This is a genomic window from Marinobacterium stanieri (genome assembly GCF_900155945.1).
Lineage (GTDB): Bacteria > Pseudomonadota > Gammaproteobacteria > Pseudomonadales > Balneatricaceae > Marinobacterium > Marinobacterium stanieri.
The window spans coordinates 310408-336615 of the sequence record NZ_FTMN01000001.1 but is presented as its reverse complement, the minus strand read 5'-3'; the positions used below and the strand labels follow the sequence as shown (position 1 = coordinate 336615).

The following is a 26208-nucleotide window of genomic DNA, read 5'->3' as shown; positions in this document are numbered from 1 at the left end:
TGGGGATCCTAACACAGACAGCCCTTGGGATCAGTCGTCCGTGCGTTCGACGGTACTGAATACGCGCCCCTGATGCAGCTGTGTGACCAGCTGATCGCCCGCTTTAAGCTGCTGGCTGCTGGTAACAGCCTGACCTTCTGAGTCCTGTACGATGGCATAGCCACGTTCCAGTGTGGCAAGAGGGCTGACACCATGTAACTGGCGCATTTGTGCCGACAGTTGCTCTTGCTTGTATTTCAGTAAGCGCTGCATGCCAGTGTTGAGGCGTTGTTGCAGCGGTGTCAGTAACGCCTGCTTGCGGGCCAGCAGGCGCTGAGGGCTGCTGCGCTCCAAACGATGTTCCAGTTGCTCCAACCGTTGCCCCTGCATGCGCAGTTTCTGCTGCAGAGCTCGTTGCAATCGCAATTCCAGCTGGTCGAGCCGCTGGGACTGCTCGCGCAGGCGTTCACCGGGGTGGCGCAGACGCTGGCGCAGGTGTTGCAGCTGCATGCGCTGCTGGTTCAGCTGGCGCAGGATCTGTCGGTGCATCCGCTTTGACAGTACTTCCAATTGGCGCAGCTGGATACTTCGGTCAGGACTGATCAGTTCTGCCGCCGCCGAAGGGGTGGGTGCACGCAGGTCGGCGACCAGGTCACTGATGGAAATATCGACTTCGTGCCCAACGGCTGAAACGACAGGGATGCGGGAGGCGACAATGGCGCGGGCCACTGTTTCTTCATTAAAAGGCCAGAGGTCCTCCAGGGAGCCACCGCCACGGCCTACAATCAGCACGTCGCAGCGCTGATCCCGGTTGGCCAGTTCAATGGCTTGTACAATCTGAGCCGCGGCCTCAGCACCCTGAACAGCGGTCGGATAGAGCGCGACGGGCAGCGATGGGCAGCGGCGTTGAAGTACCTGCAGGATATCGTGAATAGCGGCGCCCGATGGCGAGGTGATCACACCCAGGTGTTGTACCTGGGGCGGGATGCTGCGTTTACGCGCCTGGTCAAACAGGCCTTCAGCAGACAGACGTTGCTTCAGCTGCTCGAAAGCGGCCTGCAGGCGGCCGGTACCGCTTTCGCGCATCTGCTCGCAAATCAACTGGAAGTCACCACGGCCTTCATACAGGCTGACTTTGGCCAGCACGCAGACCTGATCGCCTTCCTTGGGCCTGAAGCCAACCCTGAGGTTGCGACCCTTGAACATGGCGCAGCGCACCTGGGCGCGCTCATCCTTGAGAGTAAAATACCAGTGTCCGGATGAGGGGCGTGCCAGGTTGCTGATTTCACCCTCGACCTGAACGGTCATGAAGGAGTTCTCCAGCAGCGCCTTGACCTCTCGGTTAAGCTGGCTCACGCTGAGCGCGTTACGGTTTCGATTCGGCATGGATGGGTTCATGCGTGCATCATAAACCAGCCGGGCACGAGCCGCACGGGTATCGTTATTTGGATTGCAGGAAAGCTCTTTTTCATGCATAATTTCCTGTTTAATTTTTCACAGAAATACGGGCTGGTTCAGTATGTTGCGAATCGTTGAAGAAGCGCTCACCTTTGATGATGTTTTGCTGGTTCCGGGATACTCCGAAGTACTCCCGAAGGACGTTTCACTGAAGACCCGCCTGACCAAGGGTATTGAACTGAATATTCCGCTGGTCTCGGCGGCCATGGATACTGTTACCGAATCCCGCCTGGCAATTGCCATGGCGCAGGAAGGTGGCATGGGTATCATCCACAAGAACCTCACCATCGAACAGCAGGCCGACGAAGTGCGTCGCGTCAAAAAGTTCGAATCCGGTGTAGTGACCGATCCTGTCACCTGCAGTTCTGATACCACTGTACGGGAAATCATTGAGCTTTCTCGCAAGCTCAGCTTCTCCGGTTTCCCGGTTGTCGATAACGGTGAGCTGGTCGGTATCGTGACCAGCCGTGATGTCCGTTTCGAGAACGATCTGGAAGCAACGGCTTCAACTATCATGACGCCCAAGAGCAAGCTGGTGACCGCCAAAGAGGGGGAAGACCCCGAGGTGATCCGTGAGCTGCTGCGTAAGCATCGCATCGAGAAGATTTTGTTGGTCGATGATGCTTTCGCCCTGCGCGGCATGATGACTGTAAAAGACATGAACAAGGCGCAGGCCTTCCCCAACGCTGCCAAAGACAGCCAGGGTCGTCTGATTGTAGGCGCTGCTGTTGGTACTGGTCCGGAAACACCGGATCGAGTGGCTGCACTGGCGGCTGCCGGCGTTGACATGATTGTGGTGGATACCGCACACGGCCACTCCAAGGGTGTGGTTGACCGTGTTCGCTGGGTGAAGGAAAACTTCCCGCAGGTGCAGGTTGTAGGCGGTAACATCGCTACGGCTGAAGCCGCTGTCGCGCTGGCTGAAGCGGGCGCTGATGGTGTTAAGGTCGGTATCGGCCCGGGCTCCATCTGTACGACTCGAATCGTTGCCGGCGTAGGTGTGCCTCAGGTATCCGCAGTGGCCAACGTTGCTGCAGCACTGCGTGAACATGGCGTACCGTTGATTGCCGATGGTGGTATCCGCTTCTCCGGTGACTTTGCTAAAGCGGTGGCAGCAGGTGCATCTGCGGTAATGGTTGGTTCCATGCTGGCCGGTACTGACGAAGCGCCGGGTGAAGTTGAGCTGTTCCAGGGTCGTGCCTTCAAATCCTACCGTGGCATGGGCTCACTGGGTGCGATGTCTGGCCTGACCGGTTCTTCTGACCGCTACTTCCAGGATGCCAAAGACGGTGCCGAGAAGCTGGTGCCGGAAGGTATCGAAGGTCGCGTGCCCTGCAAGGGCCCGATGGGCGGTGTGGTACATCAGCTGATGGGTGGCCTGCGTGCCTCCATGGGTTATACCGGTTGTGCAACCGTTGAAGAGATGCGCAACAAGCCCAAATTCGTTCGCATTACCAATGCCGGCATCACCGAGAGCCATGTGCACGATGTCAGCATTACCAAGGAAGCCCCCAACTATCGTGTGGGCTGATTTTTTACAACACTAACCTGAAAGTGGGGCGCAACGGCTGCCCCACTTTTTGTTTGCGCCGCATAGCGGCCAGCTTTCGGTGGAGTCACTGAGTATGAGCAAAGACATTCACGCGCAACGCATCCTTATTCTGGACTTCGGGTCCCAGTACACCCAGCTGATCGCACGTCGTGTACGTGAAATCGGTGTGTACTGTGAGATTCATGCCTTCGACATGGATGAAGCGGCGATTCGTGAATTTGCCCCCAAGGGCATCATTCTGGCGGGCGGTCCCGAGTCCGTTACCGAACTGGATTCGCCTCGTGCGCCCGAGTGTGTCTTCAATATGGGGTTGCCGGTACTGGGTATCTGCTACGGCATGCAGACCATGGCCGAGCAGCTGGGCGGCAAGGTTGCCGGTTCTGACAAACGCGAATTCGGTTATGCCCGTGTACGTCTGGCCGATAGCCCGAGCCGTTTGCTGGAAGGTATCGAAGATCATATCGCCAACAACGGTTCTCTGTCGCTGGATGTATGGATGAGCCACGGTGACAAGGTTACCGAGATGCCGGAAGGCTTCCACGCCATCGCGTCTACCGACTCTGCACCAATTGCGGCCATGTGCGATCCCAAGCGCAACCTTTACGGTGTTCAGTTCCACCCGGAAGTGACGCACACCAAACAGGGCCTGCGTATTCTGGAGCGTTTCATTCGTGAAATCTGCGATACCGAAGCGCTGTGGACGGCTGCCAACATCATCCAGGATCTGGTTGAAAAGGTTCAGCAGCAGGTGGGTGATGAGAAGGTACTGCTGGGTCTGTCCGGTGGTGTCGATTCATCCGTTGTTGCGGCGCTGCTGCACAAGGCGATCGGCGACAAGCTGACCTGTGTCTTTGTTGATAACGGTCTGCTGCGTAAGGGTGAGGGCGAGCAGGTAATGGATATGTTTGCCCGCAACATGGGTGTAAACGTTATCCGTGCCAACGCCGAAGACCAGTTCCTGGGTCGTCTGAAAGGCGAAGCGGATCCGGAAGCCAAGCGCAAGATTATCGGCAACACCTTCATCGAAGTGTTCGATGATGAGTCCGAAAAGCTGAAAGACTGTCGTTTCCTGGCGCAGGGCACTATCTACCCGGACGTGATCGAGTCGGCTGCCTCCAAGACTGGCAAGGCGCATGTGATCAAGTCACACCACAACGTGGGTGGTCTGCCGGAAGACATGAAGTTCGACCTGGTTGAGCCGCTGCGTGAGCTGTTCAAGGACGAAGTACGCAAGATCGGCCTGGAGCTGGGTCTGCCGTACGATATGGTCTACCGTCACCCGTTCCCGGGACCGGGTCTGGGCGTGCGTATTCTGGGTGAAGTGAAGAAGGAATATGCAGAGATTCTGCGTGAAGCCGATGCCATCTTCATTGAAGAGCTGCACAAGGCAGACTGGTACCACAAAACCAGCCAGGCATTTGCGGTGTTCCTGCCGGTTAAATCTGTCGGTGTTGTGGGCGATGGTCGTCGCTACGAGTACGTCATTGCATTGCGTGCCGTTGAAACGATCGACTTCATGACCGCGCGCTGGGCGCACCTGCCGTATGAGCTGCTGGAGACTGTTTCCGGTCGTATCATCAACGAGGTAGACAAGGTGTCCCGCGTCACCTACGACGTATCCAGCAAGCCGCCGGCTACGATTGAGTGGGAATAATCGCGTCTTGAAGGCTTCTGCTTTCAATCTCGAGTGAACTGAAAAAGCCCATGATTTCATGGGCTTTTTTTGTGTTTGTACGGCAGCAATTCAAGCGGACTGAGGTGCTGTTGTAAAAGCTTGACCCATTTTGGTGCGGGCTCTAGGCTTGTAACCCCCACCTGTCTATACAAGGACGTTGTTATGAGCTGGATGATTGCGGCGGTTGTCGCTGTTCTGCTGCTGTTTTATTTCTGGTACGCCACCATTGTTTCTCGTCGCAACGCGGCTGAAGAAGCCTTCTCCGGCATCGACGTTCAGCTGAAAAAGCGGACGCATCTTATTCCCAATATTCTGAAAATTGCCTCACGCTTTATGGAGCATGAGCAGACACTGTTGACCGAAATTACCCGCCTGCGCACCGAGGTGCTTAAGGCTGCCGAATCGCCTGAGCGTGCGGATGCTGAAAAGCGCTTCGAGCTGGAAGCGGTTTTGGAAAGCAAGCTTTCCGGTCTGATGGTGGCAGTGGAAAACTACCCGGAGCTGAAGTCTCAGGACAACATGATTGAGGCCCAGCGTGTGTATGCTGATGTAGAGGAGCATATTGCAGCGGCACGGCGTAGCTACAATGCTGCGGCAAGGCGCTTTAAGGATGCGATCCAGATTTTTCCCGGTACGTTGATTGCTGCGGCGATGGGAGCAAAACCTCTGCCTTTCTTTGAGATTGCGGAAGTGGATCGGGCGCCTGTAAATGCTGATGACTTTCTGAAGTCATGAGTTTTATCAGAACCTTTTTTCAGGCAAAAGAAGCGGTCAAGCAGCTGGTCGATGGATCTGCATATCGCAAGCCTGAAGCGAGCAGTCCTTTATCGGACGAGTTCAAGCAGATCATTGAGCGTGATGTTTTGCCGTTGCTGGAGCCGCTGGAGCAATATCGTCTGGAAAAACTGGCCAGCAAAAACTGGCGCAAGACCTGGTTTTTTCGTCTGGGTTGGCTGCTTTGGGTGCCGGCACTGATACTGGATATTGCCACCCTTGTCTCCGGTGACTTGTCACTACTAACCCTGTTTGCGCTTATTGGGTGTGGGGTTTGGGTGTTTTGGCCACATGTTCAATATATGCGCCGATATAAAGAAAAATTGCTGCCGGTGTTACTGCAGGCCTTCGGTGATTACGAATATGACGAGAGTGGCTGTATTGACCTGAAGGCGGTGGAGTCATTCGAGATACTGCCATCCTACTCCAGCAAAACCAGCGAAGATTGTATCCGTGGCGTTGTTGATGGCGTAGCGTTTGAGTTTTGTGAGCTGGAGCTCAAGCGCAGCAGCGGTAACTCCAGCACCACGGCTCACGATGGTGGCGCTTTGCTGCTGACCATGCCGTTCTCGTTCAGTGGTTATACGGTGGTTAGAACCGATTACGGCAAGGTGGGAAATGTACTGGCTGCACCACTTAGGCGGGACAGGGTTGCGCTGGAAAACCCGGAGTTTGAGAAGCGTTTTGAAGTGTATGGTTCTGATCAGCAATATGCTCGTTACCTGCTGACGCCTGCGATGATGGAGCGCATTATCGCTCTGGACGAGTTGTTTCGGGCGCGTGCCCAGGGCTCTGGTATTACCTGCGAATTTCGGGGTGACAAGGCACTGTTCATGCTGTCGTATTTCGGAGATCTCATGGAGGTTGCGGATATTGATGTGTCAGCGTTCGACCTGGACCGGATGCCGTTGCTGGAACAGGAATTGGCCATGATCACCGGGATTATTCACCAGCTGAAGCTGGATTGGCTGGCGGCCCGAAACCTGGCAGGGCAGCAGTTCTCGGAAGCTGTTGCGGATACAGGCACTGCAGACAGGTAAGTAGTAGCAAAAGAGCTAGACGACCGGTCTAATTGTCTATAAAATGCCCAGCATGAGTACCCGACACGAAAACACCAAAGAGCATTTGCTGGAAACTGGCCGACAGATGCTGTCATGCCAGGGCTTTGGTTCGGTTGGGTTGAGCACGTTGCTGAAAGAAGCAGGAGTGCCCAAGGGCTCTTTTTACCATTACTTCCAGTCCAAAGAGCAGTTTGGTGAAGCACTGCTGGCATCCTATTTCAGTCAGTACCTGGCAGAGATGGATGCAATTTTTGGTGTTCGGGGGGCGTCAGGTCGCGAGCTGTTGCTGGAGTATTTTTCCCGCTGGCAAGAGCGCTACGGAGACTGCCTGGTCATCAAGCTGGGGGCCGAAGTTGCGGACCTCTCTGATGCCATGCGGATGACGCTGGAAGCGGGGACCGACAGGGTGGTGAAACGGCTGGCGCGCGCGATCGATGCGGCGATTGCCGATGGATCCTTGCCGGCAAAGGATAGTCAGTTGCTGGCCGTAAACCTGTATCAGCTTTGGCTTGGGGCCGGCTTGTTGCGAAAGCTCAATCGTGATCAGGCGGGTATGGAGGCAACCATGCAGCTGACCCGTCACTTGCTGGATTCTCCCGCCTCTTAAAAGAGGGGGAGGGTGCGGCTTTTTATTTATCAACTTACTAGACGACCGGTCTATTCTTTTCTGGCAAAGCCAGGAGTCAGATCGTTTCAGCTGTAATGAATGAGGTTGTTATGTCACAAAACGCAATTGCAAATCGCCAGATGATTCTTGCCAATCGCCCGTCCGGGGCGCCAGGCAAGGATAACTTTGAGCTTAAAACCTCGGATATCCCTGCTATCAAGGATGGTCAGCTTTTGTTGCGGACCGTGTATCTGAGTCTTGACCCCTACATGAGGGGGCGCATGAGCGATGCCGAGTCCTATGCGGAGCCTGTTGGTCTGGGGGAGGTTATGGTGGGCGGCACCGTCAATCGCGTGGTTGAGTCCAAGCACCCGGACTATCAGGCTGGTGATTGGGTGCTTAGCTATACAGTGGGCTGGCAGGATTACGGGGTATCCGATGGCTCCATGCTGTTCAAGCTGGACCCTGAGCTTGCGCCTGTCTCCTACGCGTTGGGCGTACTGGGTATGCCAGGGTTCACGGCTTATATGGGGTTGATGGATATTGGCAAGCCCAAGGCGGGCGAAACCCTTGTGGTCGCAGCGGCAACCGGTCCGGTAGGGGCTACAGTAGCGCAAATCGGTAAAATCCAGGGGTGTCGGGTTGTTGCCATCGCTGGTGGTGAGCAAAAGCGTCAACATCTGGAAAGTCTTGGTGTTGATGTGGCGCTTGACCACCGTGCCGATGATTTTGCTGCTCAGCTGGCAGCGGCCTGTCCGCAGGGCATTGATATCTATTATGAAAATGTCGGCGGAAAGGTGTTTGATGCAGTATTGCCGCTACTGAATACCGCTGCGCGCATACCGCTATGCGGGCTGGTCGCCCACTATAACGATCAGGAGCTGCCGCTGGGGCAAGACCGCATGGCGCTGTTGATGACCACAATTTTGATCAAGTGTCTCACTGTTCGTGGCTTCATTATCTTTGATGATTATGACGACCGTTATCCCGAATTTGCGGCTGCGATGGCTGAGTGGGTGAGTGCTGGCAAAGTTCAGTATCTTGAGCAGGTCATCGATGGGTTGGAGCAGGCACCGGAAGGATTGCGAGATCTGCTGGATGGTAAAAACTTTGGCAAGCTGGTGGTAAGAGTCGGGCCGGACGAGCTGGCATAAACCCCAAAAGCTGAGTGTTTTTCCAGTAAAGGCTGTGCATGTGTATGCATGGCCTTTTTAGTGTCTATTTGGCGTGCGCTTTTCACAGCCGTGCTCAGGGCTTATGATTCCCGACCTGAATACCGGAATGAGTAGGCTTGCCTGAGGCAGGCAAAAGTATGTGGATATGACCGAACAGACACAGATTGATGAATGCTTCATGCAGCAAGCCCTGGCGCTGGCGGAGCATGCTGCCGATGCGGGTGAGGTGCCTGTGGGGGCTGTTGTGGTGCTTGATGGCGAGGTAATCGGTGAGGGCTGGAACCGCCCCATTAGCGGTCATGATCCCTGTGCACATGCTGAAATCATGGCGCTGCGTGAGGCGGCGGCTCGAGTCGAAAATTATCGTCTGCCGGGAGCTGAGCTGTATGTCACCATTGAGCCCTGCACCATGTGCGCCGGTGCTATTGTCCATGCACGTATAGCCCGTGTCGTGTTTGGCGCAACCGAACCTAAAGCCGGCGCGGTTATCAGTAATGCCCATATCTTTGACCAGCCCTGGCTCAATCACTGGCCGGAATATACGGGTGGTGTGTTGGCTGAGCAGTGCAGTGAGCGCATCAGCGCGTTTTTCCGTGAGCGGCGTGAACAGAAGCGTCGTGCCAGGGCAGCATCCGCTCAACCCTAGAGTTGAGAGGGCAGGTTTGACAGCGGCAGTCTGGGTTTTTCCTGGACTGCAGGTGCGGGCAGGTCGCCGGCCGGTTCTTCAGGGTCTGTGTCCAGGGTGAACTCACCGCTGGTTGCCGTTTCCACTTCCCAGCGCATCAGCTCCATATATTTGCGGATATTGCTGACGTAGGTCACGGGCTCGTGGCCACGGGCGAAGCCATAGCGTGTCTGTGGGTAAAACTTGGGGTCGCTAAGCTTGGGTAGATACTCACGGACATGCTTCCAGTTGTCGGGATCTTTACCCCCTTTTTGCGTAAGAATGCGTGCGTCTTCAAGATGGCCAAAGCCGATGTTGTAGCCGGCAAGCGCAAACCAGGTGTGATCCGGCTCCAGAATACGGTCGGGGATTTTTTTCTTCACATTGACCAGGTAGCGGGCACCGCCAAGGATGCTTTGTTTGGGGTCGGTTCGATCATCTACGCCCACTTCTGAAGCGGCGGCATTGGTCAGCATCATGATGCCGCGTACCCCAGTGGGGGAAACAGCGTCCGCATCCCAGTGAGATTCCTGATAGGCAATGGCGGCCAGTAATAGCCAGTTGATCCCGGTTTCCTCTTCCGCCTGACGGAACCAGGGGTAAAGAGGCAAAAAACGCTCGTGCAAGTCTTCGCGGAATGAAACGGTATCAAAGAAATTGAGTGGGTTGGTGCGTGAAAAATAGCGCTCTTCCAGCAGCTTGATGCGCCTTTGTGTGCTTTCCATTTTGAACCACTGGGTGAGTGCTGCTTTCAGCGAGCCATCATGATGCTGGTTCAGCATCCAGGCGATCGGCTGAGGAGGTTGCAAATCAAAGGCTGCCTTGAGGCCGGGATAAAAGGATTTGTGGTTATCGAATACGCTGGAGTCGAGCACGGTGTAGTCCAGGCTGCCTTCATGCACCTGGTCGAGCAGATCGATGACCTGGTCATCTTCGCTGACGGTCCACTTCAGCTCCGGGTACTCGGTCTTCAGATTCTCCAGCACGTTAATGTAGCTGGAGCCTTGCAGCACCTTGATGGACCGACCGTAAAGGTCCTCCACATCGCGCGGCGCCGGGTTGCCTCGCCGTACCCGGTAAACAAGGACGGGGGCGCTGCTGCGGTAGGGCGGTGAAAAATCGAAGCGTTTACGCCTTTGCTCGGTTGCGGTCAGGCCGGCGGCCGCCAGGTGGGCATTGCGTTCCTGCAGCACGCCGAAAATGTCTGCAAAACGGTCGCTTACGGTCAGCTCCAGCTCCACGCCCAGGTGTTCGGCAAAGGCTTTAGTCAGTTCGTACTCAAAGCCGGCAGGCTCTCCCTTGCGGGTGAAATAGGTGAGTGGGGAGTTGGTCGTAACAACGCGGATAACCCCCTTCTGCTGAATGGCTTCCAGCTGCGAAGGAGTGTTCAGGCCGATCATGGACAACGCAAACATGATGCTGACCAGAGCGGCCAGATAGATGAGTTCGCGAAGGTGGGGGGCGTTACGCAGCTTAAACATCGGCAGGTCTGTTCTGTATCTCGGTGGCCTGATCGGGTAAAATTGTCATTTAATTACTGCTCTCCCAACGCCTGACTCTCAGGTAGAACCAAGAGGCTCGATATCAACATGCTCGTACTGCGTGGAGCTCCCGCTCTTTCGTCTTTTCGTCATGCAAAACTGCTGTCCCAGGTCCAGTCACAAGTCCCGACTGTCAATGGACTATACGCAGAATTCGTCCATTTTGCAGATCTGAAACGTGATCTGGAAGACCAGGAGTCTCAGGTTCTGGATCGTATCCTGCGATACGGCCCCAAGGCCAGCGTTGAGGAGCCGGCCGGTCGCCTGTTCTTGATCGTACCGCGCCCCGGAACTATTTCACCCTGGTCCAGCAAGGCAACTGACATCGCGCACAACTGCGGTCTGGATGCCGTTGATCGCCTGGAGCGCGGTCTGGCGTACTACGTTAGCAGCGAGCAGGCATTGACCGATGCTGAAGCCGAACAGGTTGCTGCGCAGTTGCATGATCGCATGGTTGAAGCTGTCATGGCTGACCTGGATCAGGCGCAGGCGTTGTTCCGCCATGAACAGCCGCGCCCGATGACGCAGGTCGATATTCTCGACGGTGGCCGTGAAGCGCTGGTTAAGGCCAATAGCGATCTGGGCTTGGCGTTGGCAGATGATGAGATCGATTATCTGGTCGAAAGTTTCAAAGGCCTGGGGCGTAACCCCAATGACGTTGAGCTGATGATGTTTGCGCAGGCGAACTCCGAGCACTGCCGTCACAAGATCTTCAACGCCAGCTGGGACATCGATGGTGTGCGTCAGGAGCATTCCCTGTTCGCCATGATCCGCAATACCTACAACCAGGGCGGTGAAAACGTTCTGTCTGCCTACAAGGATAACGCATCCGTTATCGTGGGCAGCGAAGCAGGCCGTTTCTACCCGGATGCAGCGACCGGCCAATACGGTTACAACCAGCAGGCGATCCACATTTTGATGAAAGTGGAAACCCACAACCACCCGACTGCGATTGCGCCGTTCTCCGGTGCGGCCACTGGTTCCGGCGGCGAAATCCGTGACGAGGGTGCCACCGGTCGCGGCTCCAAGCCGAAGGCGGGCCTGACGGGCTTCACTGTATCTGACCTCAATATCCCGAGCTTCGAGCAGCCCTGGGAATCCGGTTACGGCAAGCCGGAGCGCATCGCGTCAGCGCTGGATATCATGATCGAAGGTCCGATCGGTGGTGCTGCGTTCAACAACGAATTCGGTCGTCCCAACCTGACCGGTTACTTCCGTACCTTCGAGCAGAAGGTACCGGGTGCCAACGGTGATGAAGTACGCGGCTACCACAAGCCGATCATGATTGCCGGCGGTCTGGGCAACATCCGTGAAGACCATGTCGAGAAGGGCGAAATTACCGTTGGTGCCAAACTGATCTGTCTGGGCGGCCCGGCGATGCTGATCGGCCTTGGTGGTGGCGCTGCCTCTTCCATGTCTTCCGGCAGCTCTTCTGCCGATCTGGATTTTGCTTCCGTTCAGCGTGGTAACCCGGAAATCGAGCGTCGCTGTCAGGAAGTGATCGACCGCTGCTGGCAGCTGGGTGACGACAACCCGATTGCGTTCATCCACGATGTGGGTGCCGGTGGTCTGTCCAACGCTTTCCCCGAACTGGTGAAAGACGGTGGCCGTGGTGGCAACTTCGAGCTGCGCAACGTTAACAACGACGAGCCGGGCATGTCGCCGCTGGAAATCTGGTGTAACGAAGCCCAGGAGCGTTACGTGATGGCGGTGAAGCCGGAAGATCTGGCTCGCTTCGAAGCGATCTGTGAGCGTGAGCGTTGCCCGTTCGCAGTCGTCGGTGAAGCCACCGAAGAGCATCATCTGACGTTGGGTGATACCCACTTCGAAAACAAGCCGGTTGACCTGCCGATGAGCGTGCTGTTCGGCAAGCCGCCGAAAATGCACCGTACCGTCGAGCGTAAGGCTTACGAAGTACCTGAATTTGATACTGCTGAAATCGAACTGGCGGATGCGGCCGAGCGTGTACTCAAGCTGCCGGCGGTTGCCTCCAAGTCTTTCCTGATCACCATCGGTGACCGCTCTATTACTGGTCAGGTCGCCCGTGACCAGATGGTTGGCCCCTGGCAGGTACCGGTCGCCGACTGCGCCGTCACTACTGCTTCTTTCGACACCCATGCCGGTGAGGCGATGGCGATGGGCGAGCGTACCCCGCTGGCACTGATCGATTCCCCGGCCTCTGGCCGCATGGCGATCGGTGAAACCATCACCAACCTGGCGGCGGCGCGTATTGGCGAATTGTCTGATATCAAGCTGTCTGCCAACTGGATGTGTGCTGCTGGCCACGCCGGTGAAGATGAAAAACTGTACGACACCGTCAAGGCGGTGGGTATGGAGCTGTGTCCTGAGCTGGGTATCACCATTCCGGTGGGCAAGGATTCAATGTCCATGCGTACTGTTTGGGATGACAACGGCGAGCAGAAGAGCGTCACCGCGCCGATGTCGCTGATTATCTCCGGCTTTGCGCCGGTATTGGATGCGCGCAAGACACTGACCCCGCAGTTGCGTACCGACAAGGGCGAAACTGACCTGATCCTGCTGGACCTGGGTAACGGCCAGAACCGTATGGGTCTGTCTGCGCTGGCGCAGGTATACAACGAAGTGGGCCAGAATGTACCGGATGTGGACAACGCTGAACTGCTGGCCAACTTCTTCGCTGCCGTGCAGGAGCTGAACGAGCAGGGTCTGATCCTGGCTTACCATGACCGTGCTGATGGCGGCCTGCTGGCGACTATCGCCGAGATGGGCTTTGCTGGTCGTACCGGTGTTGATCTGAACCTGGATCTGCTGGCTGAAGATAGCTCCGAGCTGGCGGCTGCGCTGTTCAACGAAGAGCTGGGCGCGGTGATTCAGATCCGTCGTGATGACATGGAAACCGTTCTTAACGAGCTGAACGCAGCGGGCCTGGCTGACGTGGCCAAGGTGGTCGGTACCCTGAATCCGGATCTGCAGCTGAATGCCTTCTACGATGATGAAGAAGTGTACAGCGCCGATCTGATCCAGTTGCAGCGCTGGTGGGCCGAAACCTCATACCGCATTCAGGCACTGCGTGATAACTCCGAGTGCGCGCAGCAGGAGTTTGATCGTCTGCTGGATCGTGAAGATCCGGGCTTGAGTGCCAGCCTGAGCTTCGACCAGAACGACGATGTGGCGGCCGAACTGATTGCCTCCGGCGTGCGTCCGAAAGTGGCGATTCTGCGTGAACAGGGGGTCAACGGCCAGGTTGAAATGGCAGCGGCATTTGACCGTGCCGGCTTTGACGCGATCGATGTGCACATGAGTGACATCCTGTCCGGTCGCATCACTCTGGATCAGTTCCGTGGTCTGGTCGCCTGTGGCGGTTTCTCCTACGGTGACGTCCTGGGCGCCGGTGAGGGTTGGGCCAAGTCGATCCTGTTCAACACGGTGGCGCGTGAACAGTTCTCTGCCTTCTTCGAGCGTGAAGACACCTTCGCGCTGGGCGTATGTAACGGCTGTCAGATGCTGTCCAATCTGCACGAGCTGATTCCGGGCGCGGATCTCTGGCCGCACTTCGTGCGCAACCAGTCCGAGCAGTTTGAAGCGCGTGTTGCCATGGTGGAGGTTGAAGACAGCCCGTCCATCTTCCTGCAGGGCATGGCGGGTTCTCGCATGCCGATCGCCGTTGCTCACGGTGAAGGCCGTGCCGAGTTTGAAGACGATGCGCAGCTGCGTATGCTGAATGAGTCTGGCAATGTGTCTCTGCGTTATGTGGATAACCGGGGCGATGCGACTACTGTGTACCCGGCCAACCCGAACGGTTCGCCGCTGGGTATCACCGGTCTGACGACGCCGGATGGTCGTGTCACTATCATGATGCCGCACCCGGAACGCGTGTTCCGTGCCGTCCAGAACTCCTGGGCGCCGGATGAGTGGGCCGAAGATGGTGCCTGGATGCGTATGTTCCGTAATGCACGTGTTTGGGTAGGCTGATCAGTCTCTCCCGACAAAATAAAAAACGGCAGCCTCGGCTGCCGTTTTTTGTGTCTGCGATTTAGTGGGGGCTTAAGGTCTGACGTAACTGAATCCTTGCTGCTGCAGGCGAACGATTTCAGGCAATCCTGCCTGAACCACATCACTCGCCTCAACATCGTACAGGTCGCTGCGACTGATGTTATAGCCGTCCAGTGTATTGCCGCAAATAATAAAGCGCACGCCACTTAGGCGCAGTGTATCCAGCGCAATCTGCTTGTCGCTATCAGCTTTGGCGTCCATGAAATACTCAATTGCCTGGCCGTGAATAACGGCTCGCAGGTCGATATTGTCTTCGCCCACGGCCTGAATATGGTTGCTGATATTGGTAAAGGTGGCTGATACCCGAGAGGTGTCGCCATAGTTTATGTGGTACACAACCTTTTGTGCCGGATATTCAGTATCGGCGTATGTGGGAAGGGCGAATATAAAGAGTGCCCACACCATAAAGAGTGGCTTAAGCATAGTGAGACTCCTGTGTTAACTGGGTGCTGCGTGACACATATCCATAAAAAAAGCCGGCACAGGGCCGGCTTTTAGGGGAAGCGCTAATGCAGATTACTGCATGCGCTTCTTACCCATGATTTCCACGTCTACACGACGGTCCGGACGCAGGCATGCGATCAGCTCGGCGCCACGACCGGTGCAGTTTGCAACCGGAGCGGACTCACCCATGAAGCCGATAGACATCTTGCTTGCGTCAACGCCAGCCTGTTCCAGCTTGGCGGCAACGGCGCTTGCGCGGCGCTCAGACAGCTTCTCGTTGTATGCGGCAGAACCGATAAAGTCAGCGTAACCGACCAGCTTAACGCTGTTCAGGCTAGCCAGAGAACCGATGTAGTTAACAACGTTGCTCACGTCACCAACTTCGGTGCTGTCGAAATCGAAGTAGAGCGCAAATTTCTTCTCTACGTCAGCCATTGTAGCCGGTGCAGGAGCGGGAGCCGGTGCCGGAGCAGCGGGCTCTTCATTCATAGCAACCACGCCGTCACAGCCAACAACTGCTTTTTCCTGAGTCCAGGAGCTGGTGTGCCAGCATTCACCGAAGCTGGTGCGCCAAATAGTGTCGCTGGAGTTTACGGCGTAACCCGGAACTCCTGCCTGAGCAGCAGATGCACCCAGAGCCATTGCCAATCCAGCAGCCATTGCAATCTTTTTCATCGTCATATCCTTGTGCCAGGTGGATGTTCAGATCTACGAACAATATTAGTACATTAAAGCTGTTAATGCCTTAACGCCAGCCAAACATCTCACGTACCCATCACGACAGCAAAGCTTACGTGGTATGTAGAGCCAACTGATTTCAATGTTAGCTCAAGGCAATACTTTTTTATACGGTTTTACTGTCACTTTCTGATAAACACCGGCAGAAATATACGGATCAGCATCCGCCCAGGCCTTGGCATCTTCCAGTGATGCAAATTCGGCCACAACCAAACTACCGGTAAAGCCAGCCGGGCCCGGGTCTTCGCTATCAATGGCGGGGTGGGGCCCGGCGATCAGCAAGCGGCCCTGCTGTTTAAGCTCTTCCACGCGGGCCAGGTGGTCCGGGCGGGCGGCCATACGTTTATCGTGAGTGCCGGGAGCATCTTCGGCCATAATTGCGTAATACATGTCATTCCTCCTTGCTATCGGTTTGCTCGGGCGCATGGCGAGAAATATAGATGCCTTGTGCCAGGATAAATACCAGGGTGCAGCCCAGCATGCCAAACAGTTTGAAATTAACCCAGGCATCTTCGCTCAGGGTATAAACCACGATCAGGTTGAGAGCGGCCATCAGTACAAAAAATGCAACCCAGGCCAGGTTCAGTCGACGCCAGACGAAAGCGGGCAGCTCAACGGCTTGCCCCATTAAGCGTTCAACAATCGTTTTTTTGCCAATGAATTGGCTGCCGAGGAATGCTGCAGCAAACAGCAGATTCACAATGGTTGGTTTCCATTGAATAAATGCCTTGTTATCCAGGGCAACGGTCGCGCCGCCTAGGATAATAACCAGTCCCAGTGTCACCAACTGCATTTTTTCAATTTTATGCGTGGTGAACCAGGTGTAGGCCATCTGGGCCAGCGTGGCCGGAATTAGCACGGCAGTTGCCAGAATTATGTCGCCACTGAATTTATAGACTGCAAAGAATATAATGACAGGAAGAAAGTCGAGTAGTAGTTTCATCGGCCTGCTAATCTGATTGATAAGGTTGTGACTAAGGCGTGCCTCAATACATGAAAGCTGACACCCAAAGTACAGATCTGCCCTGTTTTGATCTGCACATGCATAGTACCGCATCCGATGGTGCGCTGTCGCCGCAGGCGCTGGTCGAACTGGCGTCTCAAAACGGGGTGCAGTTATTGGCACTGACTGATCACGATACCCTGACAGGCCAGGCCGAAGCGGCGGCTGCGGCAAAGCGTCTTGACATGAAATTTATCCCGGGAGTTGAGCTGACATGCCGCTGGAATAAGCGTGTTATCCATCTGTTGGGTCTGAATATCGATCCTGACCATAAAGGCTGGAAGGGGTATTTGGATCATTTGTCATGTCTGCGTAATCAGAGGGCAGAGAAAATAGCCAAGAAATTAATCGGTAAAGGACTGCCTGACGACCTTCTTGAGCAGGCAAGAGCCTTGGCCGGTGATGGTCAGATTGGGCGGCCGCATTTCGCTCGTGCATTGCTGGAAGCAGGATTGGTCAGCAGTGAGAGCGAAGCTTTTGATCGCTTTCTGGGTCAGGGTAAGCCGGGTGATGTCAAAGCCGAGTGGCCTGATATGGCAGAGGCCATTAGTCAGGTGCAGAAAAGCGGTGGGTATGCACTGCTGGCTCACCCTACCAAATATAATCTGACGTTTTCCCGTTTGCGGATTTTATTGGCTGAAATGGTAGCGGCGGGTGTCGATGGTTTTGAAATAGCCTACCCGGGGGTTAGCCAGGAGCAGATCGGTTTGCTGATGCGGATAGCGGATCAGCATGATCTGCAGGTTTCATCAGGCAGTGATTTTCATACCCCCAAACATCGCTGGACGCACCTGGGGCGTTTCCCGAGGGTTGAAACACATCGCCACCTGATTCATGCACTGGTAGCAGGCGGGTGAGTACGATGACGGAATATGAGTATACAGGAGGCCCTATGAGCCAGTTTTTTCAGGTACATCCCGAAAACCCGCAAAAGCGATTGATTCAGCAGGCGGTGGAAATAATCAGAAGTGGCGGGGTTGTTATTTATCCTACCGACTGTGCATATGCAGTTGGCTGCCACTTGGGCGATAAAAAAGCCGTGGATCGTATTAAGCGCATCCGAAATCTGGATGATAAGCACAACTTTACCCTCGTTTGTGACGATCTTTCGGCTATCAGTACCTATGCCAAGGTGGATAACCAGACATTTCGCTTGCTGAAAGCGCACACGCCGGGTGCCTATACCTTTATCTTGCCGGCAACCACCGAGGTGCCGCGCCGACTGCTTCACCCCAAGCGACGCACAATCGGTATTCGTGTGCCGGATAATCCCATTGTGGCTGAACTGCTCTCCTATTTGGGGGAACCTATTATGAGTACATCACTCATAATGCCGGGTGAAGAATTGCCTTTGACAGACCCTTATGAAATGCGTGATCTATTGCAGCACCAGGTCGACCTGATTATTGATGGCGGTTATTGCGGCATGGAAGCAACCAGTGTCATTAATATGACCGAAGAAGTGCCTCAGGTAACTCGTGAAGGTGCGGGAGATACACAATTTTTCAAATAACCTGATGCAGGTTGTTGAAAAAAACATTTTTATGTCGATAATTGAAGAAAATCTATTTAACACGGGCACCAAAATGACAGACTTTATTAAGACGCTGACGCGCAAAAACTCTCTTCGCAAGCACTGCAACGAGCTGAGCCTGGCTGAAATCGATAAGGTGATTGCTGATCTGAACGATATTCGTGTCGAAATTGAAGAGACTAAACGTCGCGAAGAAGAGATTGAGCTGGCTAAAAAAGAGAAAGTCGAACAGATTCAGCGCCTGATGAAAGAAGCCGGTGTTGATCTGGACGAACTCAAAAAAGGTATCGAACCGACGGCTGCGCGTAAAACCGTTAAGGCTAAATACGTTATTGAAGATGCCGAAGGTAAAGAGCACGCCTGGTCAGGCCGTGGCCGTACCCCGGTCGCTTTCCGTGAATATATGGACAAGCACGGCATCAGCAAAGATCAGTTGCCCACCGCTGACTGATCGGGCATCATAGCGTCTAAGAAAAGCCTCTTTGGGGAAACCTGAAGAGGTTTTTTTATTTCTAATTAAGCCGCGTGACAGTATTCGCGGTCAATTAAGAGACGTCAAAATGAGCGATGAAAAGTTACAGAAGGTTTTGGCGCGCTCCGGTATTGGCTCACGTCGTGAGATGGAGCGTTGGATTGAAAGTGGCCGTATCAGTGTAAACGACGCGGTTGCGACCCTGGGAGATCGTATTGGTCCCCATGACGAAGTTAAAGTGGATGGCAAGCCGGCCGAGCTGACTTTCCCGCAAACGGCAGAACGCCGTGTGCTGATTTATAACAAGCCCTTGGGTGAGGTGTGTACGCGCCATGATCCTGAAGGTCGTCCGACGGTGTTTGATAACCTTCCGCCGCTGAAACAGGGGCGTTGGGTGGCGATTGGTCGCTTGGATATCAATACCACGGGCTTGCTGATTTTTACCACTGATGGTGAATTGGCTAACCGCATGATGCACCCATCCATGCAGATTGATCGTGAGTACGCGGTGCGCGTGCTGGGTGATGTTGAAGATGCCATGCTGACACGCCTGATGGAAGGCGTGCTGCTGGAAGACGGTATGGCGCGCTTTACCGATGTGCGTTATTTCGACGGCGAAGGTGCCAACAAATGGTATCACTGTGTGGTAATGGAAGGCCGTAACCGTGAGGTGCGTCGTCTGTGGGAGTCACAGGGGATGCAGGTGAACCGTTTGAAGCGTGTACGCTTCGGCCCGGTCTTTCTGCCCAGTGATGTCAAGGTCGGTACCTGGCGTGAGCTTGGTTCCAAGGAAGTCGACCTCCTGTCGAAAGAGGTGGATCTGGAGCCGGTGCGCACCCATCGCCCGACGCCGATCGAGTCCGAAAAGGAAGAGCGACTGTACAAGCGTCAGCGTGTGCGTCAGGAAGTGATCAAGGGGCAGACGGAAGAAGCCAAACCGCGTACGCCTGGTCGTTCCAAAAGCAAGGCACGCTCTGTCGGGCGTCGTAATACTAGCAATCGTCGCGGGCGTCGCGTTTAAGCCTTCCGGTGATTGTTACGATATTAAAAAAGGAGGCCTTGGCCTCCTTTTTTAATGCTCTATAGCAGTGGATCCTGTTTAGTGCTCAGGCAGAACCCTCACCCTGAGCATCAAGGGACTTGCCGTTGACGCTACGGCTATCCGGTCCCATCAGGTACAAATAGAGAGGCATGATATCGGCCGGTGTCGGGTTGGTTTCCGGATCTTCAGCCGGGTAGGCGTAGGCACGCATGTTGGTGCGTGTTGCACCGGGGTTGATCGCATTAACACGAATGTTGGGCGAATTATCCAGCTCATCTGCGAGTACTTCCATCATGCCTTCGGTGGCAAACTTGGAAACCGCATAAGCGCCCCAGTAAGCGCGCCCTTTGCGGCCAACGCCTGATGAAGTGAAGACGATGGAAGCATCGCCTGAGTGTTGCATCAGCGGCAGCAGGGTCTGAGTCATCAGGAAGGGCGCATTCACGTTAACGCGCATGACCTGGTCCCAGGTGATGGGGTCATAGTTTTCCAGTGGTGTACGCATGCCCAGCAGGCTGGCGTTATGCAACACGCCATCCAGGCGGCCGAACTCGTCATAGAGCTTGTTGCTCAGCTCGATGTAATCATGCTCGGTCGCGGAATCCAGGTTCATCGGGACGATGGCGGGCTGCGGGTGTCCTGCCGCCTCGATTTCGTCATAGACCGCTTCCAGTTTTTCCAGAGTGCGGCCCAGCAGGATGACGGTGGCGCCATGGGCTGCATATGCCAGAGCCGCAGCGCGACCTATGCCGTCTCCGGCACCGGTGACCAATATAATGCGGTCCTGCAGCAAATAGGTGCGGGCGCTGTAGTGAAACATCCTTGACTCCTTAACAACAGTCGGTGAAGCAGTTCAGTGTGCTTGTAAAATTGAGTGTAGCAGGGGGCGCAGGTCTTCGGCTTGCGCGCAGATATAATCAGCGTTCCAGTCCGAGCAGGATTCGCCCTCGTTCAGGTAGCCCCAGGCAGCGGCAATGGTTTTCATGCCAGCGGCTCTGCCTGCTTCGATATCGCGGATATGGTCGCCCACATAGATGCTGTCTTCGGGGCGGCTACCCAGTATCTCGCAGGCGAGCACCAGTCCTTCCGGATCCGGCTTGGTCTGTTTTACCTGTTCAGGACAGATGATGCACTGACAATGGCCCAGCCCCACCTGTTGCAGCAGTGGACGGGTGAAGCGCTCAGGCTTGTTGGTGACGATGCCCCAGGGGTGCTTGCTGGCTTCAAGCCAGTCCACCAGTTCTTCTATTCCAGAGAAGGCGCAACTATCGGGGTAATCAGTACCTGCGTAATCATCCAGAAGCTGCTGGTGTAAAGCGGCAAACTCGGGGTGGTCCTGCTCGAGCTCGAATGCATGGCGAACCATGGCGCGAGCGCCATTGGAGACCTGGGTTCTCAGGCTGTCATAGCTGATCGATGGGCGGCCGTGCTGAGCCAGCATGCGATTGATGATGCCGTGAAAGTCTCGGGCGGTATCCAGCAGTGTGCCGTCCAGATCAAACAGAATGGCGCTTTGAGGGCTCATGAGTTATTCGCCCTTCTGGCAGGCCAGCATGTAGTTGACGTCCACATCTTCGGGGTCAAGGCGATATATCTTGGTGATCGGGTTGTATACCAGCCCGGTCATTTCCAATGTCTCCAGCCCCGCAGCGCGTACCCAGCCGCCAAGCTCCGCCGGTCGGATGAATTTATTGAAGTCATGTGTGCCAGCCGGAACCAGCTTGAGTAGTCGCTCAGCCCCAAGAATGGCGAAAAGGTAGCTTTTCGGGTTGCGGTTCAGGGTGGACAAAAACAGGCGGCCGCCCGGTTTAAGCAGGCGTGCGCAGGCATTTACCACCGAGGCAGGATCTGGCACGTGTTCCATCATTTCCATGCAGGTGACCAGGTCGAAGCTTCCGGGCATTTCTTCAGCCAGGGCTTCCACTGTAATTTGGCGGTAATTGATCTGCACACCGCTCTCCAGCCCGTGCAGCTTGGCAACCTTCAGTGGGGCTTCGCCCATGTCGATACCGGTTACTTCAGCTCCGCGCTGGGCCATGGCTTCGGAAAGGATGCCGCCGCCGCAGCCGACATCAAGGGTTTTCTTGCCTGCCAGGCTGCCGATACGGTCAATGAAGTCGACCCTGAGCGGGTTGATATCGTGCAGAGGTTTGAATTCGCTGTTGCGGTCCCACCAGCGGCTCGCCAGTTCTTCAAATTTGGCAATCTCGGTTGGGTCCAGGTTCAGCCCGGCATCCTGTTTCATGATCTCTGCCTTTGCTCCAGAATTCGAATGAGCGCATTCTATCACTATTGGTCAGAGGCGCGGAAATCAACCGGGCCCATGGATGTATCGAGGAGAAGGCATGATCGGTTTCTGGAAGCGCAACGGTGCGCAGGCTGATGAACAGAAGGCTGTGCAAGAGAGCGACAAGGGAGTGTCGTTTGGTCTGGGCGAATCGGCTCAGGTTGAACTGATCAATCAGGCGCGTCATTTGACCCTGGAGGCCGGTGCGTCGGTGGCACAGGCGCTTGCGGCCATGGAAAGCAGAGGCTCCAACATATTGCTGCTGGTGCAGAGCGGTCGTGTTCATCTGGATATCAGCGAAAATGCGAATCCGCTGGAGCTTGGTGCAGGACAGGTTGTGAGCTGTATGGCGTCAGGCTGTCCTTTGCTTGCGCGCTTGCATGTTCAGGAGAGAAGTGTGCTGCTGTGCCTGTCTGAATCGGCGTTGAGCCAGTTGCAGGACAGTACTCAGACCCTGTTGTTGCGTCAGGGGCAGGCGTTTGCTGCGCAGGCAAATGCGGCCCTGTTTGCTGCAGCCGATAAGGCTGAGGCACGTTATCTGCAGTTGTCAGATGCGCTGTTTCGTTCCATGGAAACCGGAGAAGTGCAATTCGCCGAATCGGATGCCGTCACTCAAGTGGTCAAGCGTATTCCACGTCTGCCGCTGGCAAGTGTTGAGTTGCTGAGGACGCTGACGGATGAAAACAGCACCCATGCTCAGGTCGCCGAGCTGGTGCATCAGGACCCCGCACTGACAGCGCAGTTGCTCAAGGCGATCAACTCGCCTGCCTACAGCCTCGGGCAAAGTGTGACGGACGCATCCCAGGCCGTGAGTCTGCTCGGGTTTGAAGGGGTGTACCAGATCATTATGGCTGAGAGCTTGCGCAAGTCATTGCCGGATAATGAGCAGTTCCGGAACAGCTACCAGCGTGCCCTGATGCTGTCGCACATCGCCTTTGCCCTGGCACAGGCAACAGGAAAAGGGCGCCCGGCCGAGGTGAGCACCATTGCGCTCCTGCATGACCTGGGGCGTGTGGTGATTGCCTTGCTGGTGCGTCAGAATCCTTCCTTTAAGGGTGTCATCCGGCAGGTCCACCCAGGGGTGGTCGGGGCGAGACTGCTGAAAGACTGGCAGTTGCCTGAAGCCGTTTGGCGTGCAATCGAAGTGCAGCATTACCCTGAGTTCGCCATGCCGGCGCGTCTGCCGCAGGATCAATTGATACCGGCAGCTCTGATGTATATCTCGGGGTGGGTGCTGGATGGAATGCAAAAACGCGAAACCACAGCCCTTTTTGTGCGCGAGTATCAGCGAGTACTCGGCATGAAACCCGTTGATGTAGATACCTGTTGGGAACAGATTCTTAAACCGCGCCTGAAGCAACGGCGCAATGCGCTGCCCGTCGTGCTGAAAAACTGGCTGGAACAATCGGATTAAGCATTCTCATTGGCGTCGGGTAGGCGTGAAATGAGACGCGCTGTGGTATACTCCCGCAGTTTACAGGCGCGCCATCAGGGCGTGCTCGGGTACCGGATCAAGGAAAGCTGAGCGAATGGGTGATTTAGCCAAAGAAGTTCTGCCAGTCAATATTGAAGACGAGCTGAAACAGTCCTACCTCGATTACGCCATGAGCGTAATCGTTGGCCGAGCTCTGCCGGATGTGCGTGACGGCCTAAAACCGGTTCATAGGCGTGTACTTTTCGCCATGAACGAACTTAACAACGCCTGGAACCGGCCGTATTTGAAGTCGGCGCGTGTAGTGGGTGACGTAATCGGTAAATACCACCCGCACGGCGACAGTGCCGTGTATGACACCATTGTCCGTATGGCGCAGGACTTCTCCATGCGTTACATGCTGGTGGATGGTCAGGGTAACTTTGGTTCCGTTGACGGCGATTCCGCAGCGGCCATGCGTTATACCGAGATCCGCATGGCGAAGATCTCGCACCAGATGCTGGCGGACCTGGATAAGGAAACCGTGGATTTCGTCGACAACTACGACGGAACCCAGAAAATTCCCGCAGTCCTCCCCACTCGCTTGCCCAACCTGCTGCTGAACGGCTCTGCCGGTATCGCTGTGGGCATGGCGACCAATATTCCGCCCCACAACCTGGGTGAGGTGGTCAGTGGCTGTATCGCACTTATCGACAACCCGGATATCAGCATCGATGAGCTGATGGAGTGCATCCCGGGTCCGGACTTCCCCACCGGCGGCATCATCAATGGCCGTGCAGGTATCCTGCAGGCCTATCGCACCGGCCGCGGCCGTATCTACGTGCGTGCCCGTCATCACGTGGAAGAGCATCCGAAAAACGGGCGCCCGGTCCTGGTGATCACCGAAATTCCATACCAGCTCAACAAGGCGCGTCTGATTGAAAAGATCGCTGATCTGGTGAAAGAGAAGAAGATCGAAGGCATCAGCGAGCTGCGTGACGAATCCGATAAGGATGGTATGCGCATCGTGATCGAGCTGCGTCGCGGTGAAGTGCCCGAGGTGATCATCAACAACCTGTTCAGCCAGACACAGCTGCAGAGCGTGTTCGGTATCAACATGGTGGCCCTGGTTGATGGTCAGCCCAAGATTCTGGATCTTAAATCGATTCTGGAATGCTTTGTTCGCCACCGCCGTGAAGTGGTTACACGCCGTACCGTCTATGAACTGCGCAAGGCACGTGAGCGTGGCCATGTGTTGGAAGGCCTGGCCATTGCGCTGGCCAATATTGACGCCGTGATCGAGATGATCAAGCAGTCGCCCACACCCGCAGAAGCCAAGGAACGTCTGCTGGAAACGGCCTGGGAGCCGGGTGATGTGACCGACATGCTGGAGCGCGCCGGCGAACATGCCTGCCGTCCGGAAGACCTTGAGCCCCAGTACGGTATGCATGACGGCCATTATCACCTGTCGCCGGTTCAGGCGCAGGCGATTCTGGACCTGCGACTGCACCGCTTGACCGGTCTGGAGCATGAAAAGCTGATCGGTGAGTACCGTGAGCTGCTGGAGAAGATTGCGGAATTGCTGCACATCCTGGGCTCTTACGAGCGCCTGATGGAAGTGATTCGCGAGGAGCTGGATGAGGTCGTCGCCGAGTACGCGGATGAACGTCGCACCGAAATTCAGGCGTCCATGCAGGATCTGACAGTGGCGGACCTGATCAACGAAGAGGATATGGTGGTTACCATTTCCCACGCGGGTTACGCCAAGACTCAGCCGTTGACCGATTACCAGGCCCAGCGTCGTGGCGGTAAGGGCAAGTCGGCAACAGCGATGAAGGATGAAGACTTCATCGAACATCTGCTGATCGCCAATACGCACGATACCGTGCTTTGCTTCACCAACATGGGCAAGGTTTACTGGCTCAAGGTGTACGAGATTCCGCCGGCCAGCCGTGCTTCACGTGGTCGTCCGGTGATCAACATCCTGCCGTTGGCTGAAGACGAATGGATCAGCACCATCCTGCCGGTGAAAGAGTTTGATCCGGACCGCTTCGTCTTCATGGCAACTGCCAACGGTACGGTCAAGAAAACGCCGCTGGATGCCTTCTCGCGTCCGCGTAGCACAGGTCTGATTGCGCTGGATATCGTTGAGGGCGACCGCCTGATCGGCGCCACTCTGACCAACGGTCAGGATGATGTCATGCTGGTGACCAGTGCCGGCAAGGCGATCCGTTTCAATGAGAACGATGTCCGTGCCATGGGTCGAACCGCTCGCGGTGTTCGTGGTGTGAAGATGGAAGAAGATGCACGCGTGATCTCCCTGATCGTGCCTCAGGAGGGTGGTGAGGTACTCACCGCATCCGAGCATGGCTATGGCAAGAAGACTCGTGTGGACGAATTCCCGCTGCGTGGGCGTGGTGGTCAGGGTGTAATTGCCATGCAGTGCACCGACCGTAACGGCCAGTTGGCAGGTGCTGTTCAGGTGTTTGATGGTGATGACGTCATGCTGATCAGTAACCGTGGCACCCTGGTGCGTACGCGCAGTAGTGAAATCTCCAGCCTGGGCCGAAATACCCAGGGCGTCATGCTGATTCGCCTGGCTGAAGAGGAAGCGCTGGTCGGTATCGCGCGTATCGAAGAGCCCGAAGAGGACGAAAGCGAAGGCGCTGAAGTTGAGGGTGCTGAGGTTGAAAGCACTGAAGCGGGCGCGGCCACCGAGGGCGATGCTGGCGAAGCCGATTCTACTGAAGACTGATTAT

Annotated in this window: 23 protein-coding genes; 14 read left to right on the top strand and 9 right to left on the bottom strand. The window is 55.6% G+C overall.

Translation table 11 applies throughout. From position 1 onward, the window contains the following. Positions 1-30 precede the first annotated feature (30 nt). Positions 31-1365 (bottom strand): exodeoxyribonuclease VII large subunit, encoded by a 1335-nt coding sequence (gene xseA, locus BW956_RS01550; RefSeq protein ID WP_217695090.1) that lies wholly within the window; start codon positions 1363-1365, stop codon positions 31-33. 133 nt (positions 1366-1498) lie between these two features. On the opposite strand from xseA, the gene guaB reads away from it, so the two are divergent. From guaB to tadA, 7 genes are all read left to right on the top strand, one after another. Further along, entirely contained in the window at positions 1499-2968 is a 1470-nt protein-coding gene (gene guaB, locus BW956_RS01545; protein ID WP_076460267.1) for an IMP dehydrogenase, read from the top strand. Positions 2969-3062: 94 nt separating this feature from the next. Next, the gene (guaA, locus tag BW956_RS01540; protein WP_010321844.1) at positions 3063-4643 is read left to right on the top strand and encodes a glutamine-hydrolyzing GMP synthase; all 1581 of its coding nucleotides are present in this window, start codon (positions 3063-3065) and stop codon (positions 4641-4643) included. Positions 4644-4826: 183 nt separating this feature from the next. After that, positions 4827-5399, top strand: coding sequence for a LemA family protein (locus BW956_RS01535; RefSeq protein WP_076460265.1), 573 nt, complete (start codon positions 4827-4829; stop codon positions 5397-5399). After that, positions 5396-6478, top strand: a complete 1083-nt coding sequence (locus BW956_RS01530) for a DUF3137 domain-containing protein (RefSeq protein ID WP_076460263.1) — start codon at positions 5396-5398, stop codon at positions 6476-6478. The genes BW956_RS01535 and BW956_RS01530 overlap by 4 nt, the downstream gene beginning before the upstream one ends. Positions 6479-6530: 52 nt before the next feature. Next, positions 6531-7106, top strand: coding sequence for a TetR/AcrR family transcriptional regulator (locus BW956_RS01525; RefSeq protein WP_076461267.1), 576 nt, complete (start codon positions 6531-6533; stop codon positions 7104-7106). A gap of 110 nt (positions 7107-7216) precedes the next feature. Continuing rightward, positions 7217-8260 carry an NADP-dependent oxidoreductase gene (locus BW956_RS01520; RefSeq protein WP_076461265.1) on the top strand — a complete coding sequence of 348 codons (1044 nt, stop codon included), beginning with the start codon at positions 7217-7219 and terminating at the stop codon, positions 8258-8260. A gap of 166 nt (positions 8261-8426) precedes the next feature. Next, positions 8427-8927 (top strand): tRNA adenosine(34) deaminase TadA, encoded by a 501-nt coding sequence (gene tadA, locus BW956_RS01515; RefSeq protein WP_076460261.1) that lies wholly within the window; start codon positions 8427-8429, stop codon positions 8925-8927. On the opposite strand, the gene mltF is transcribed toward tadA, so the two are convergent. After that, positions 8924-10426, bottom strand: coding sequence for a membrane-bound lytic murein transglycosylase MltF (mltF, locus tag BW956_RS01510; protein WP_076460259.1), 1503 nt, complete (start codon positions 10424-10426; stop codon positions 8924-8926). The genes tadA and mltF overlap by 4 nt on opposite strands. Positions 10427-10534: 108 nt before the next feature. On the opposite strand from mltF, the gene purL reads away from it, so the two are divergent. Continuing rightward, positions 10535-14437 (top strand): phosphoribosylformylglycinamidine synthase, encoded by a 3903-nt coding sequence (purL, locus tag BW956_RS01505; RefSeq protein ID WP_076460257.1) that lies wholly within the window; start codon positions 10535-10537, stop codon positions 14435-14437. Between the two features lie 72 nt (positions 14438-14509). On the opposite strand, the gene BW956_RS01500 is transcribed toward purL, so the two are convergent. From BW956_RS01500 to BW956_RS01485, 4 genes are all read right to left on the bottom strand, one after another. Next, positions 14510-14941 (bottom strand): DsrE family protein, encoded by a 432-nt coding sequence (locus BW956_RS01500; RefSeq protein ID WP_076460255.1) that lies wholly within the window; start codon positions 14939-14941, stop codon positions 14510-14512. A 93-nt stretch (positions 14942-15034) separates the two neighbouring features. Further along, a complete protein-coding gene (locus BW956_RS01495) occupies positions 15035-15637 on the bottom strand; it encodes an OmpA family protein (protein WP_010321835.1) in 603 nt (200 codons plus the stop codon). Positions 15638-15790: 153 nt separating this feature from the next. Continuing rightward, positions 15791-16090 carry a YciI family protein gene (locus BW956_RS01490; RefSeq protein WP_076460253.1) on the bottom strand — a complete coding sequence of 100 codons (300 nt, stop codon included), beginning with the start codon at positions 16088-16090 and terminating at the stop codon, positions 15791-15793. A 1-nt stretch (position 16091) separates the two neighbouring features. Further along, positions 16092-16643: a septation protein A gene (locus BW956_RS01485; RefSeq protein ID WP_010321833.1), complete on the bottom strand. Its 552-nt coding sequence runs from the start codon at positions 16641-16643 to the stop codon at positions 16092-16094. 98 nt (positions 16644-16741) lie between these two features. On the opposite strand from BW956_RS01485, the gene BW956_RS01480 reads away from it, so the two are divergent. The 4 genes from BW956_RS01480 (at position 16742) to rluB (ending at position 19730) form a co-directional block, all read left to right on the top strand. Then, positions 16742-17560, top strand: coding sequence for a PHP domain-containing protein (locus tag BW956_RS01480; RefSeq protein ID WP_244894309.1), 819 nt, complete (start codon positions 16742-16744; stop codon positions 17558-17560). A gap of 35 nt (positions 17561-17595) precedes the next feature. After that, positions 17596-18216, top strand: coding sequence for an L-threonylcarbamoyladenylate synthase (locus tag BW956_RS01475; RefSeq protein WP_010321831.1), 621 nt, complete (start codon positions 17596-17598; stop codon positions 18214-18216). 73 nt (positions 18217-18289) lie between these two features. Beyond that, positions 18290-18688 (top strand): H-NS histone family protein, encoded by a 399-nt coding sequence (locus BW956_RS01470; protein WP_029510936.1) that lies wholly within the window; start codon positions 18290-18292, stop codon positions 18686-18688. Between the two features lie 109 nt (positions 18689-18797). After that, a complete protein-coding gene (gene rluB, locus BW956_RS01465) occupies positions 18798-19730 on the top strand; it encodes a 23S rRNA pseudouridine(2605) synthase RluB (protein ID WP_076460249.1) in 933 nt (310 codons plus the stop codon). An 85-nt stretch (positions 19731-19815) separates the two neighbouring features. On the opposite strand, the gene BW956_RS01460 is transcribed toward rluB, so the two are convergent. Genes BW956_RS01460 through ubiG form a run of 3 tightly spaced genes read right to left on the bottom strand, consistent with a single transcriptional unit; the run spans position 19816 to position 21996 of the window. Then, positions 19816-20571: a YciK family oxidoreductase gene (locus tag BW956_RS01460; RefSeq protein WP_076460247.1), complete on the bottom strand. Its 756-nt coding sequence runs from the start codon at positions 20569-20571 to the stop codon at positions 19816-19818. Positions 20572-20604: 33 nt separating this feature from the next. Next, positions 20605-21276, bottom strand: a complete 672-nt coding sequence (locus tag BW956_RS01455; protein ID WP_076460246.1) for an HAD-IA family hydrolase — start codon at positions 21274-21276, stop codon at positions 20605-20607. Positions 21277-21279: 3 nt separating this feature from the next. Continuing rightward, positions 21280-21996 (bottom strand): bifunctional 2-polyprenyl-6-hydroxyphenol methylase/3-demethylubiquinol 3-O-methyltransferase UbiG, encoded by a 717-nt coding sequence (gene ubiG / locus BW956_RS01450; RefSeq protein WP_076460244.1) that lies wholly within the window; start codon positions 21994-21996, stop codon positions 21280-21282. Between the two features lie 100 nt (positions 21997-22096). On the opposite strand from ubiG, the gene BW956_RS01445 reads away from it, so the two are divergent. Together BW956_RS01445 and gyrA are read left to right on the top strand one after the other, a co-directional pair. After that, a complete protein-coding gene (locus BW956_RS01445; RefSeq protein WP_010321824.1) occupies positions 22097-23452 on the top strand; it encodes an HDOD domain-containing protein in 1356 nt (451 codons plus the stop codon). Between the two features lie 115 nt (positions 23453-23567). Continuing rightward, the gene (gene gyrA / locus BW956_RS01440; RefSeq protein ID WP_076460243.1) at positions 23568-26204 is read left to right on the top strand and encodes a DNA gyrase subunit A; all 2637 of its coding nucleotides are present in this window, start codon (positions 23568-23570) and stop codon (positions 26202-26204) included. The last annotated feature ends 4 nt before the right edge of the window (positions 26205-26208 follow it).

What these genes read in the sequence shown, in the direction of transcription:
- xseA (WP_217695090.1), bottom strand. Translation starts at nt 1,365, where the DNA reads ATGCCGAATCGAAACCGTAACGCGCTCAGCGTGAGCCAGCTTAACCGA.
- guaB (WP_076460267.1), top strand. Translation starts at nt 1,499, where the DNA reads ATGTTGCGAATCGTTGAAGAAGCGCTCACCTTTGATGATGTTTTGCTG.
- guaA (WP_010321844.1), top strand. Translation starts at nt 3,063, where the DNA reads ATGAGCAAAGACATTCACGCGCAACGCATCCTTATTCTGGACTTCGGG.
- BW956_RS01535 (WP_076460265.1), top strand. Translation starts at nt 4,827, where the DNA reads ATGAGCTGGATGATTGCGGCGGTTGTCGCTGTTCTGCTGCTGTTTTAT.
- BW956_RS01530 (WP_076460263.1), top strand. Translation starts at nt 5,396, where the DNA reads ATGAGTTTTATCAGAACCTTTTTTCAGGCAAAAGAAGCGGTCAAGCAG.
- BW956_RS01525 (WP_076461267.1), top strand. Translation starts at nt 6,531, where the DNA reads ATGAGTACCCGACACGAAAACACCAAAGAGCATTTGCTGGAAACTGGC.
- BW956_RS01520 (WP_076461265.1), top strand. Translation starts at nt 7,217, where the DNA reads ATGTCACAAAACGCAATTGCAAATCGCCAGATGATTCTTGCCAATCGC.
- tadA (WP_076460261.1), top strand. Translation starts at nt 8,427, where the DNA reads ATGACCGAACAGACACAGATTGATGAATGCTTCATGCAGCAAGCCCTG.
- mltF (WP_076460259.1), bottom strand. Translation starts at nt 10,426, where the DNA reads ATGTTTAAGCTGCGTAACGCCCCCCACCTTCGCGAACTCATCTATCTG.
- purL (WP_076460257.1), top strand. Translation starts at nt 10,535, where the DNA reads ATGCTCGTACTGCGTGGAGCTCCCGCTCTTTCGTCTTTTCGTCATGCA.
- BW956_RS01500 (WP_076460255.1), bottom strand. Translation starts at nt 14,941, where the DNA reads ATGCTTAAGCCACTCTTTATGGTGTGGGCACTCTTTATATTCGCCCTT.
- BW956_RS01495 (WP_010321835.1), bottom strand. Translation starts at nt 15,637, where the DNA reads ATGAAAAAGATTGCAATGGCTGCTGGATTGGCAATGGCTCTGGGTGCA.
- BW956_RS01490 (WP_076460253.1), bottom strand. Translation starts at nt 16,090, where the DNA reads ATGTATTACGCAATTATGGCCGAAGATGCTCCCGGCACTCACGATAAA.
- BW956_RS01485 (WP_010321833.1), bottom strand. Translation starts at nt 16,643, where the DNA reads ATGAAACTACTACTCGACTTTCTTCCTGTCATTATATTCTTTGCAGTC.
- BW956_RS01480 (WP_244894309.1), top strand. Translation starts at nt 16,742, where the DNA reads ATGCATAGTACCGCATCCGATGGTGCGCTGTCGCCGCAGGCGCTGGTC.
- BW956_RS01475 (WP_010321831.1), top strand. Translation starts at nt 17,596, where the DNA reads ATGAGCCAGTTTTTTCAGGTACATCCCGAAAACCCGCAAAAGCGATTG.
- BW956_RS01470 (WP_029510936.1), top strand. Translation starts at nt 18,290, where the DNA reads ATGACAGACTTTATTAAGACGCTGACGCGCAAAAACTCTCTTCGCAAG.
- rluB (WP_076460249.1), top strand. Translation starts at nt 18,798, where the DNA reads ATGAGCGATGAAAAGTTACAGAAGGTTTTGGCGCGCTCCGGTATTGGC.
- BW956_RS01460 (WP_076460247.1), bottom strand. Translation starts at nt 20,571, where the DNA reads ATGTTTCACTACAGCGCCCGCACCTATTTGCTGCAGGACCGCATTATA.
- BW956_RS01455 (WP_076460246.1), bottom strand. Translation starts at nt 21,276, where the DNA reads ATGAGCCCTCAAAGCGCCATTCTGTTTGATCTGGACGGCACACTGCTG.
- ubiG (WP_076460244.1), bottom strand. Translation starts at nt 21,996, where the DNA reads ATGAAACAGGATGCCGGGCTGAACCTGGACCCAACCGAGATTGCCAAA.
- BW956_RS01445 (WP_010321824.1), top strand. Translation starts at nt 22,097, where the DNA reads ATGATCGGTTTCTGGAAGCGCAACGGTGCGCAGGCTGATGAACAGAAG.
- gyrA (WP_076460243.1), top strand. Translation starts at nt 23,568, where the DNA reads ATGGGTGATTTAGCCAAAGAAGTTCTGCCAGTCAATATTGAAGACGAG.